Here is a 10,349-nt window from a genome sequence, read left to right as displayed (position 1 = left end):
TCTGGCGAAGATGGAGCGGTTACCACCGCCGGAGCCGCGTCGAGACCAAGATGCATTGTGTGAAACTGCTGGGACAACGGCTCATGGCGAGGGACTTCGAGCGACAGGTCGCCGAGTTCCAGGTCCGCATCGCCGTCCTGAACGGCTACACCGCGCTCGGCATACCCGTCACGGGAGCTGTGAGATAAGTCCGTTCGGGGAAAGGGGAACCTCGGCGTTCAGCCGATTTGTGCAACAGAGCCCTCGCAATCGCAAAGATCTCGAAGCCTTCGAAAATTTTGGATTTATGTTATTATACAACCCATTAGCTATAGTTTTCGATGGAGGTTTTTTATATTTAAGCTCTCACGGGGTGGGAACAACGTTCCTGCGGAAGTCCAAAGATGGCAATATTTTCTGTTAAAGAATAACATCCCTCAAGTGGGCATCATCGATGCTATTTTCGGGAGCAATTCTGAAACAGGTACTAAGGTTTTTCAGATGCAGAATGGCTTAACCGCAAATGGCAGGGTGGATGAAAAAACTCTGAAAGCTGCAGCTACTTTGGGCTACAATATTCTGCCAAAGGACTACTACAAAAAACGGTCTGGGATCGACTGGCTACCCAAACCTGCTAAGCTGAAGTCGCCCACTAATGCTTGGCGAAACAAGAAGTTTACGGCTTTTGACTTTATTCAAAAGTCCAAGCCGCCACGGCACGATGAGGAAGCTATCGTCGTAAAAGGGTCGCATGACGGAAAATCTTCAGATTGGGAAGAAGACTTCATCGTCAACTTTTACGACAACCGATTTGAGTTCGCTTCGGGATACAGAGGTTACATCAGGTGTCACAAGCCTATGGTTCCCAGGATCAAAAGCCTCCTTGATGATTGGGAGGACGCGAGTTTGCTTCACCTTGTTCTCAATTACGCAGGTTGCTTCGTGCCTCGTTACAAACGAGACAAGGCTCCCCATCCCACTAAAGGTCATGGGAAAAAGAGCAGTGCAAAAGTTAGCAATTTGAGCAACCATTCTTTTGGATCTGCAATCGACATCAGCACCCATTGGAACCGCTGGAAGAAGACGCCTGCGCTATGCGGGAACAAAGGGTCTGTCCGCGAGCTCGTCGAAATCGCGAATAATGCGGGTTTCTACTGGGGCGGACATTACAACAAGACCAAGGATGGAATGCACTTTGAAATGGCTAAGTGAGCGTTTTCCGCCCTGCCAGAAGCTGGCACCGTGTCCAATTCACTAGTTTTGTGAACCCAAAAACAACAGAAGCACCCTTTCTGCGGGTCACCACAAAAGGGGTGCTTTTAGATCAAGACACACGGGTTTCTGATCTGCTTGATTTTCCACAGCATGGACTTTTACAAGCGGAGGCAAGGTCTAGGGTCAGGACCCATTGATTTCCGCTTGGCTGCGTGGTTCACGGTTCGAAAATCGGGCGGTGACCATGTCTGATCTTTTCTGGCTGACTGATGCGCAGATGGCACTTCTTGAGCCTTTCTTCCCCAAGTCCCACGGCAAACCACGCGTTGATGATCGACGTGTGTTATTCGACATTATCTTCATTAATCGCAATGGGTTGAGATGGCGCGATGCCCCTTCGGCGTATGGCCCACACAAGACGCTCTATAACCGTTGGAAGCGGTGGAGCGACAAAGGCATCTTCGCCCGGATGATGGCCGGTCTGGCTGCCGAACACGGTGAAGAGAAGACCGTGATGATCGATGCCACCTACCTGAAAGCCCACCGTACCGCAACCAGTTTGGGCGTCAAAAAAGGGGGCGTGGATGCCTGATCGGTCGCACCAAGGGCGGCATGAACACCAAGTTGCATGCCATCTGCGACGACCGGGGACGTCCGCTCAACCTGTTTATCACCGCCGGTCAGGTCAGCGATTAAATTGGTGCGCGGGCACGGCTGAGCGGCCTGCCGGATGTTGATTGGCTGCTCGGGGATCGTGGCTATTACGCCGATTGGTTCCGGGAAGCGTTGAAAGACAAGGGGATACGCGCCTGCATCCCTGGCCGGAAGCAGCGGAAGAAACCGGTTAAGTACGACAAGCGTCGTTACAGACGGCGCAACCGGATCGAGATCATGTTCGGCAGGTTGAAGGATTGACGGCGTGTGGCAACCCGCTATGACAGGTGCCCGAAGGTCTTCCTGTCAGCAATCGCCCTCGCAGCACTCGTTATCTATTGGCTATGAGTCCTGACCCTAATCACCATCCATATATGCAGTTTTTCAAGCGATATTCGCCGCTCGACCCTCCGACATTTCAGCCATTTCGACGGCCTTGTCTATCAAGAACAACGCCTCCATCTTGGTTTTGGCTTTAAGCATAACTTCTTCGCTAACTTGGAAGCCAATTGGCCGACCTGAAGTGGTGTCACCGGAAATTTCTTTCAATGCCTCGGGAAGCGGAGCTCCTAACTGGTCCACGCTCAAATTAATTTGATTGTCGTAGATCACCAAGAACACGCCATTTCCCCAATAGGTCGCCACTTTACGCCCTTCCTGACTAGCTGACAGAACCGCTGTACCAGCTAAAGTCATGGCACTACGGAATTCACTGACCGTGCTCGTCTCATAGATTTGTTCGGCGCCTATGCATTTCACCGCCACAAGCTTTGCAGCCATGGAGTGCATCGTTGAAAGCTGAATTACGTAGTTCTCAAATTCAGCTAACCCAATGAAACCGGGCAAATCTCCGAAACATTGCGGATCAATTAAGCGAACGTCCGGACTATTGCCAAAACACAACTCAAAATCCGCTTCAGCTTCCAGCACTTCGATTGCGGCTCTTCGTTCCGCTGCCATTCTATAGGCGTCAGACAACCTCTGCTTCAGGTCAGAGAACTCAAAAGGCTTTGTAACGTAGTCCGTTGCCCCAACTCCGAATGCTTCGTCGATGTACTCTTTTTGCACCATGGCGGTCACCATGATAATGGGCGTGTACTTGTATTCTGGTAATTTTCGCACTTCTTCGCAAAGAGTTATGCCGTTCATTTGCGGCATCTGCACATCCAGTAACAAGCAGTCGAACGCTTCGTTAGGTCGTGACAGTATTTCAATGGCCTCTGGCCCACTTCTGGCGGTGACGACGTCTTTATAACCGAACGCGTCTAGAACTCTATCTAGCAACTCCAGGATGCTAGGATCGTCGTCTACAGCAAGTATACGCATAACTTTTCACCAACCTTTTACGCCTCGCCAACCGTTGGGCATTGCAGACTTCAGGCAACGGTTGGCTGGCGCATGATACACTCAGGGTGTTCTCATCCTCTCTTACGAAGGCGGCAAAACGGTGACATAAGGTGGGCTTCCTTATGTCTGTGCATTATTTTTACCTTGTACAATTCTTCCCGTGCGAGAGCGCATACTGAAAAGCAAATCCCTCCAATTATTGATGCCATTATAACTTTGCTTCTATCAACCGTCACGACTGCCTCGAAATACTATCGGATAGCGAAACCGCGCCTGATCCATCAAAAATTTGAAAGGAATACATAAAAGAATCTATATTTTTCAGTGTGTTGCCAGACATGGGGAAATAATTGGAACCTGCGGGAAAAAATAGAAGCCAAGAACTTTCTAAAGTTTTTGGTCAGGCGGCGAAGGTAACCAAAGGAAGGGAGGAGATTTAGACACACCTATCCATCTATTCGGGCAACTACCGCATAGGGTTGTGGACTTTCTGAGTTGAATCTTGCCATAAGTGTGTCGGAAATATGAGTAAAATATGGACCAACCACTCAGGTATAAGCAGACATACCCGGTCCCGGAGGGGCTTCCGGAACTGACACCTGCTAACGGCACTTCAGGCGCACCAAATACTTTGGCGCGCCTACAAATTTTTGCTGTCAATAGCAAGCCGCCAAAGCCACGTGGCAACATTGGCCATATTCGCGCGACTACACTTAATTTTCGCAATATTTACGAGCATGGCACCCTTCTGGCAAAATACCTTGAAACCAGAAAATCAATTTTCATTGACCAGTTAAAGTGGCAAGTTGGTGAAGCTGACGGGATGGAATTTGACCAATACGACACACCAGCCTGTCGATGGGTTGTGTTGCATGAATTCGGTGAGGTCTTAGGAGGTGTGCGACTTCTGCCCACGACTGCAGAGTGCGGGATATATAGTTATATGCTGCGCGACGCGCAAAGAGGTATCCTTAAAGGAATACCATCTGACGTTCTATTTATTGACGCCCCGGTAAAGCGCTCTGTTTGGGAAGCATCCCGTTTCTTCGTGGCAAAGGATGTTGCATCGTCACGCAGGCTTCCGGTTCAACAGGAGTTGTTTCACCAGATGACTACTGTCGCGATGGAAGGTGGTGCAACCAGCATCCTGGGCATCGTCCCCTCAGTCTGGGCACGGTGGTCACGGCGACTGGGCATCAATGCCTCGCCTGTCGGCGCAAAGTTTTCCATCGATGGCACCATCAGTCAGTCGGTTTTATTCAACATCCACAAGTAAATGGAACACCTCACCCACTAGATTGTCTTATTTACTCTTGGACGCCCGACGCATATTTCATTGCAACTAAGGTTGATTTTAAGACTATTGGGAAAACTCGGCTGTATTGCATTTTCGTGGGGTTCCCAGAGTCGATGCTTGGACTTCTAACCGTTGTTCAATTCCGTAGTTTTGCAATCGTATACTGCCCTTTGGCGCCAACAGATTGCCGAAATAATAACGTTACGAGAAAGCGACGCTAGTTCACAACAATAACTGGCAATTCGTTGTTGAGGCCGTTGGCGCCAAATAAAGGTCAAGAAAAAGCCCCTTTCTACGAAGACTTTCTCCATTTTTGCCGCTGTTTCGACCCACTCTCCTCATAAGTTTACCCCGTTATGAGGATATCGACGGTTCACCAGTTATGAGACATTCCACATTTGGCAGTGATCGGTTCCAAAGAAATCTAGAGCATCGAGCACAAAGAAAGACCGCACTTACTGTACTGGCGGTTGATGATGATCCTGACATCTTGAAATTGCTCCAGTCAGCACTTCCTGAACTCGAAAACTGCAATGTGGCTGCTGCCAGTTCAGCTGATGAAGCGCTTAGGATGATAGAAGCAGCAGAATCCCCGTTCGACTGTCTGCTTGTTGACATTCAGATGCCTGGAACCTCGGGGATAGAGTTGCTTTCACAAATCCGAAACCTGCCGGAAAATCTGGAAACACCTGTCATAATGCTGACTGCACTGGATGACAGGCAGAACATCGAGAAGGCATTTTTAGAAGGCGCGTTTGATTATGTAACTAAACCCTTCGACTTCTTTGAATTGCGCAGCCGTATGAACGCCGCTCACCTTCTGATGATGGAGAGAAAGAAAACCCAATCCTCATCGGCGTCGATAGAAAATCTTCGCAGTGAATTGGATTTCAACCAGAAATTCAATTTCAAGGATCCTTTGTCTATCGACGAGCAAGAACACTGCTTGGGGTATGTCGAATTCGACAACTATGTCGAGCAGCTTTCACGGAGGCGTCGATTTGACACCTGGGTCACCGCAATCAAATTTCGTGACGCCGAGTATCACTTTGATCTGAAGAATTTTGGTGATTTTCGGCGATCTGTTTCCGACATTGGATTCTGCATTGAAAGAACAACACAGGCTGCTGGAGGAATCTATTCCTATCGCGGGAGTGGCGCATTTCTCATTGTTACACATGGGCGGGAATGCACCCAGAATATTCCGACCGAAGCTTTCCTAAACCAAGAACTAGGGACTGTTCTCAGCAACCGCTGCGCATCTGTCCATCTTAAAGTGGTGAAAGGTACACCGGTATCGCTTCGTTCTTTTACGAAGGTTGGAGCATTCGCCTCTTTGGACATGGCTATCAAAAACGTAAATCATCGTGAGGCCAATCTCAGAAAGGGCCTGGTTACAACCTCTTCCACATTTTCTGAGCCCACACCGCATCGCAAAGAAATGGTCAACGATAGACTGTTTGATGTAGTCTTGCGTGAGCTGTACGGCGATAACACTTACCTCACTCGCCGGCAGTAAGCGAATTCTATCGCCAGGCCTGACGTCGATCAAAGGTCAGGCACTGGAGTTTAGATATCAACTTTATTCGCGAACCCGTTCGGCGTTGAGGATGAGTGGGCCACTGGTACGCATGGTGAATGTCAAAACTGGTTCCGGCAATTCAGACTCTGTAATCGAAAAATTTATTCGACGGAGCACCGAAGCCATAAGTACCATGATTTCAGTTTCAGCGTACTGAGCACCAATGCAGATTCTGGGACCATCTCCAAATGGAATGTACTGACCTCGAGGTAGTGTAGATCCCAAGAACCGTTCGGGTCGATAGTGGTCAGGAGCATCCCATAGTTTTTCGTTTCTGTGCAAAGAGTAAACTGGGAAGAACAGCGCGTCACCATTTGCAATCTTTACCCCTTTGATTTCAAGGTCGGCAGATGCGTCTCTAGCAAAGAACGCGGCTGAAGGGTAAAGCCGCAGCGTCTCTTTTACATGGGCGCGCAGGAGTGGCATTGCTTCCAGGTCAGAAAACTCCATTGGACCTTTTGGGCGAACCGACCGAATTTCTTGTCTAACCTTAGCTTGCATATCTTGGTGCAACGCCAGCAGATAATACCCCCAGGCCAGAGCGTTGGCGGAAGTTTCATGGCCAGCGACGACAAAGGTTAAAAGGTTGTCAACGGTTGTCGCTTCATCCTCGAAATCTGTTTTCAACGCCTCAATCATAAAATCAAGGAAGTCCTGTGGCTCGCTGCGGCTTTCGGCGCGACGCTGATCAATGACCTGTCCGGCGAGGTTCCGCATATTGGTGACCGGGGCCAGGCTGCGTAGCCAATTCTTGCGCGGCACCCACTTTGGCAAACCCATTAAATCGAAAAGAGACAAATCAGAAATGTACTCAAAATACTTGATCAGCCCCATGCGTATCTGCTCTGAACTGACTTTCTTGTTACCCGAAAAAATTACCCTAGAAATATTCGTCAACGTTGATGCAGGCGCAATTTGTGCAATATCTACAGGGCCTTCGTGTTCCGCCAATGAATCCGCAATCTCGACACCAGTCTCTGCAAAATGCCGGGCCAAAACCGGGAGGTTCCTGGCGGCGAATAGTGGAGAATACCTACGCCGCTGCTGACGCCATTTTTCCCCTTCAGAGAGTATCAACCCGTTGCCTACAGCCGATCCAATAATGTCTTTAGTGAACTTGGCTTTGGGAAAAGAACGGCCCTGCCCGACAAGTAACTCGGTTATTATTTCAGGATCACAGATATAGTGTATGTTCAAAGGCCCACGAACATAAGTTTCACGTAGAGTTTCGGCCGGGATGACTTCAAACATGTTTCGACCAGCGGACCTTGCAAACTGAAGCAGTGTCACCGGCTTTTTTGCAAGCCTAGCCGAAACAGGAGCGGCAGCGCCCTGCCCCAACTTCGTAAATTCAACAGCAGTCAAACCCCAACCCTTTAAGATTTTCTCCTTCTTTCTGGCACATTAAGATAAAAAAAAACGCACTTAGCAACGAGATCGTCAATTTTGGGCGCCCCACACTGCATTTGCGCAACAAAAGTTTTTCAACCTCTCACACCAGAATCTTGCGTGAAACGCCAACAATCACGGTGGCCTTCAAAGGATTAGCGCCAAACTGTGAACCCAATTCAGACCAACTAAGTCCTCATTGTGCCGCTAATGGTACTGTCCAAGCGCAAAAAACGAAGACATTTAGATGACAGCCATCGACGCCAATCTACCGGACCGGGACTCCGGTGAAACGGAAAACCGGCTTCTGCAAAACATCATAGATTATACTGCCATGAGCTTTGCGCTTCTGTGGCAGCGGCAGGCTATTTATCTGGCCACGACCATTTTGACTGCGTTCTTCTTCGATCCCGTTAACGCCATGCTGTTCTATGGGACAATTCTCATTTGCGAAGCGCAAGATTTATTGCTGGCCAAACGCGTACCGCGCTTAAAGCCAGATCAGCACAAAGCAATTGGTATGATGGTTGTTTGGATTCTGTTGAACACGATCCTCAGTTCATCTGCAATCTGCCTGTATGCTGTTTCAGTTGCATTCGCACAGCCCGCCGGTGGTCACTTTACTCCAATGTTCTTCTTGTTCGCTGCGGCGTTGTTTGCAGCAATGAACAACCATCAGTTTCTGTGGGCAATGATTGTCCGTCTGACCATGTACGGCGTATCGTTCATGTTGATTGTCGTCAAGGATATCTGGACCGAACGCCCCGAGCTTTCATCTGAACTCTGGCTGCACTTCTTCACCGTTATCTTTGTAATGTACTTTCTGATTGACTGTTCGATGGTGTTCCTGAAGCTCTACCGCAGGAATTTGGAACAACTCGAAAAGCTCAAAGCAGAGCACGAAAGAACAAAAGCGGCCTACATTGCGAAAACTCAGTTCATATCGACAGTTAGCCATGAACTGCGCACGCCTCTCACTTCGATCAAGGGATCACTTGACCTAATCAACACAGGCGCATTGGGTGAAGCTCCAGATTCAATGCAAAGCCTCATTCATTTAGCAGGTAAAAACTGCGAACGGCTCGCATCCCTAATCAATGATGTGCTGGACATTCAAAAAATGGAAGCGGGCGAGATGAACTACCGTGAAGGAACTGTTGATGTACATGCGCTAATTCAGGAAGCGATTGCCTGTAACATGGGATACACCAGTGCTCACAACGTAGAAATTGTAGAAGACTTAAGAGGAAACAATGATCTGTACGTTAAAGGTGATGCTTCCCGCCTTCTTCAGGTGTTGGCCAACATTATCTCCAACGCAGCTAAATTCTCCCTTGATGGAGGCGAGATAACCGTCGGATGCGAGAAGGTCGGCGGGAATATTCGCCTCTTCGTCAAAGACCATGGCATCGGGATACCTGAGGGGTTCCATGACAAAGTTTTCGATCGCTTTTCCCAGATAGACTCCTCCGATGAACGTCACGCAGGCGGTACCGGACTCGGGATGCACATTTCAAAGGAAATTGTTGAGCATTTTGGCGGAACAATAGACTACAGAAGCAAACTTGGTGAAGGCACAGAGTTCTTTGTTATGTTTCCCGCGATAAGCGGGCACGAGGTAGGTTCCGCCGGAGCCGAGCACACCTCACTAACCTGCGCCGTGCAAACCAAGCAACTTTAGCCGAATCCCAGCTCTGTTGCACAAATCGGCTGAACGCCGAGGTTCCCCTTTTCCACACCCTCAATATTGAAGTACGCGTCAGCGTGATCGCCGAGGAATTTGCCCAATGCCGTAGCATCATAGATAAGGTCTGCGTCTTTGCGGGTTCTCTTTACCCCTCAAGTTCAATATCTTCAGCGAAACACAAGGCCACCAAACCTTCATCCGTGCCAGCAACCATCTCTGTTGTGACAAACTGCTGCTGAGGATCATTTGCCTTTTCCCACCAGACCGCGATCAAGTTATTGATGCCCTCAGCTTCATTGATAGCCGCAACAGCATCCTTCTGGTCTTCGTTTCCAAGGAACGTACTGACGCCCGCGTTTTCGAGAACCCCGCCAAGTACCCTAACCCATTCGCCATAGGAGGCCATTTGCGGGACTTTCTCCGGTCGGGGCACGCCGTTCACTACCCACGCCTTAATGAGCGTCAGCGCGGCCCACAGTAGTTCTCCGCGATGGTCCGAAACGTAAGTGCCTTCAAGATCAAACTTAAATTCCTTCCGGTCCTTTGGGTTTTCCATCCTGGCATCTAGGCGGATCAGGAATGCACGTCGCTTTAGGTCTTCGTTCAGGCGAGCATTGTTCGACGTCATCACGAACATTGCGTTTGCCGATACGGTTGCCATCTCAGACTTCCCGAGAACTCGCCCCTCAAAAGTCGTCGCCGTCAGTACTGAGGCCAATGCATCAGACGTGATTTCACCGGACACATTGTCAAAAAGGCCGTAAGGCTTCTGCTTCCGCAGGCTGGCAAAGATCGTCTTACGGCGTTCTTCTTCAGACGAAGGAAGTGCAGCCGATGGTTCCGATACACCGGCAGCAATGATGTATGAAGATGCGGCAAGCAGAGACGCGCCGGTGGCAACCTTTGGCATCGAGATGAATGCGAGAGGCAACAGGCGTTCGACCTGTTCACCCCGTAACCATCTTTCCAAGCGGCGGGCTCGGGTAACAGCGTTATCACCCACCCAAAGCTCTTCACCGTCACTTCGAGCAGCTTTGAAAAGTTCGGGAAAAGCGCCTCTTTCTCTCGGTTTGATCGACGGCAAAACATCCGCCAGCCGATAGAGCCGCGCACCCATTGCACCTGTGGTATAATCCAACCCACGCGCACGGGCCGTCACAGTATTCCGCGTTAGCCCGACCGCGTGGGCCAGATCGCTT

At 49.6% G+C, this 10,349-nt stretch carries 7 protein-coding genes and 2 pseudogenes; 6 read left to right on the top strand and 3 right to left on the bottom strand.

Going from position 1 to position 10,349, the window contains the following annotated elements; genetic code table 11:
* From ACR0MI_RS17105 to ACR0MI_RS17095, 3 genes and pseudogenes are all read left to right on the top strand, one after another.
* A pseudogene (locus ACR0MI_RS17105) lies at window positions 1-188 on the top strand (IS5/IS1182 family transposase); the annotation flags it as partial.
* Window positions 189-225: 37 nt separating this feature from the next.
* Window positions 226-1,191, top strand: coding sequence for a M15 family metallopeptidase (locus ACR0MI_RS17100; protein WP_480491735.1), 966 nt, complete (start codon window positions 226-228; stop codon window positions 1,189-1,191).
* A 247-nt stretch (window positions 1,192-1,438) separates the two neighbouring features.
* Window positions 1,439-2,196 (top strand): annotated as a pseudogene (locus ACR0MI_RS17095) (IS5 family transposase).
* A gap of 36 nt (window positions 2,197-2,232) precedes the next feature.
* On the opposite strand, the gene ACR0MI_RS17090 reads toward ACR0MI_RS17095, so the two are convergent.
* The gene (locus ACR0MI_RS17090; RefSeq protein WP_170616387.1) at window positions 2,233-3,174 is read right to left on the bottom strand and encodes a response regulator; all 942 of its coding nucleotides are present in this window, start codon (window positions 3,172-3,174) and stop codon (window positions 2,233-2,235) included.
* 556 nt (window positions 3,175-3,730) lie between these two features.
* Between ACR0MI_RS17090 and ACR0MI_RS17085 the strand changes: the two genes are divergently transcribed.
* Together ACR0MI_RS17085 and ACR0MI_RS17080 are read left to right on the top strand one after the other, a co-directional pair.
* A complete protein-coding gene (locus ACR0MI_RS17085; protein ID WP_170616389.1) occupies window positions 3,731-4,471 on the top strand; it encodes an acyl-homoserine-lactone synthase in 741 nt (246 codons plus the stop codon).
* A gap of 403 nt (window positions 4,472-4,874) precedes the next feature.
* Window positions 4,875-6,011: a response regulator gene (locus tag ACR0MI_RS17080; protein ID WP_170616391.1), complete on the top strand. Its 1,137-nt coding sequence runs from the start codon at window positions 4,875-4,877 to the stop codon at window positions 6,009-6,011.
* A 63-nt stretch (window positions 6,012-6,074) separates the two neighbouring features.
* Here ACR0MI_RS17080 and ACR0MI_RS17075 read toward each other — a convergent pair whose 3' ends face one another.
* The gene (locus ACR0MI_RS17075; protein WP_480854976.1) at window positions 6,075-7,325 is read right to left on the bottom strand and encodes a cytochrome P450; all 1,251 of its coding nucleotides are present in this window, start codon (window positions 7,323-7,325) and stop codon (window positions 6,075-6,077) included.
* 385 nt (window positions 7,326-7,710) lie between these two features.
* Between ACR0MI_RS17075 and ACR0MI_RS17070 the strand changes: the two genes are divergently transcribed.
* Window positions 7,711-9,144 (top strand): sensor histidine kinase, encoded by a 1,434-nt coding sequence (locus ACR0MI_RS17070; protein WP_170616395.1) that lies wholly within the window; start codon window positions 7,711-7,713, stop codon window positions 9,142-9,144.
* Window positions 9,145-9,295: 151 nt separating this feature from the next.
* Here ACR0MI_RS17070 and ACR0MI_RS17065 read toward each other — a convergent pair whose 3' ends face one another.
* On the bottom strand, window positions 9,296-10,267 hold the full coding sequence (locus tag ACR0MI_RS17065; RefSeq protein ID WP_480854973.1) for a hypothetical protein: 972 nt from the start codon (window positions 10,265-10,267) through the stop codon (window positions 9,296-9,298).
* Between the last annotated feature and the right edge of the window lie 82 nt (window positions 10,268-10,349).

Source organism: Ruegeria sp. D4 (genome assembly GCF_056534475.1).
This window is presented reverse-complemented; position numbering and strand designations above follow the sequence as displayed.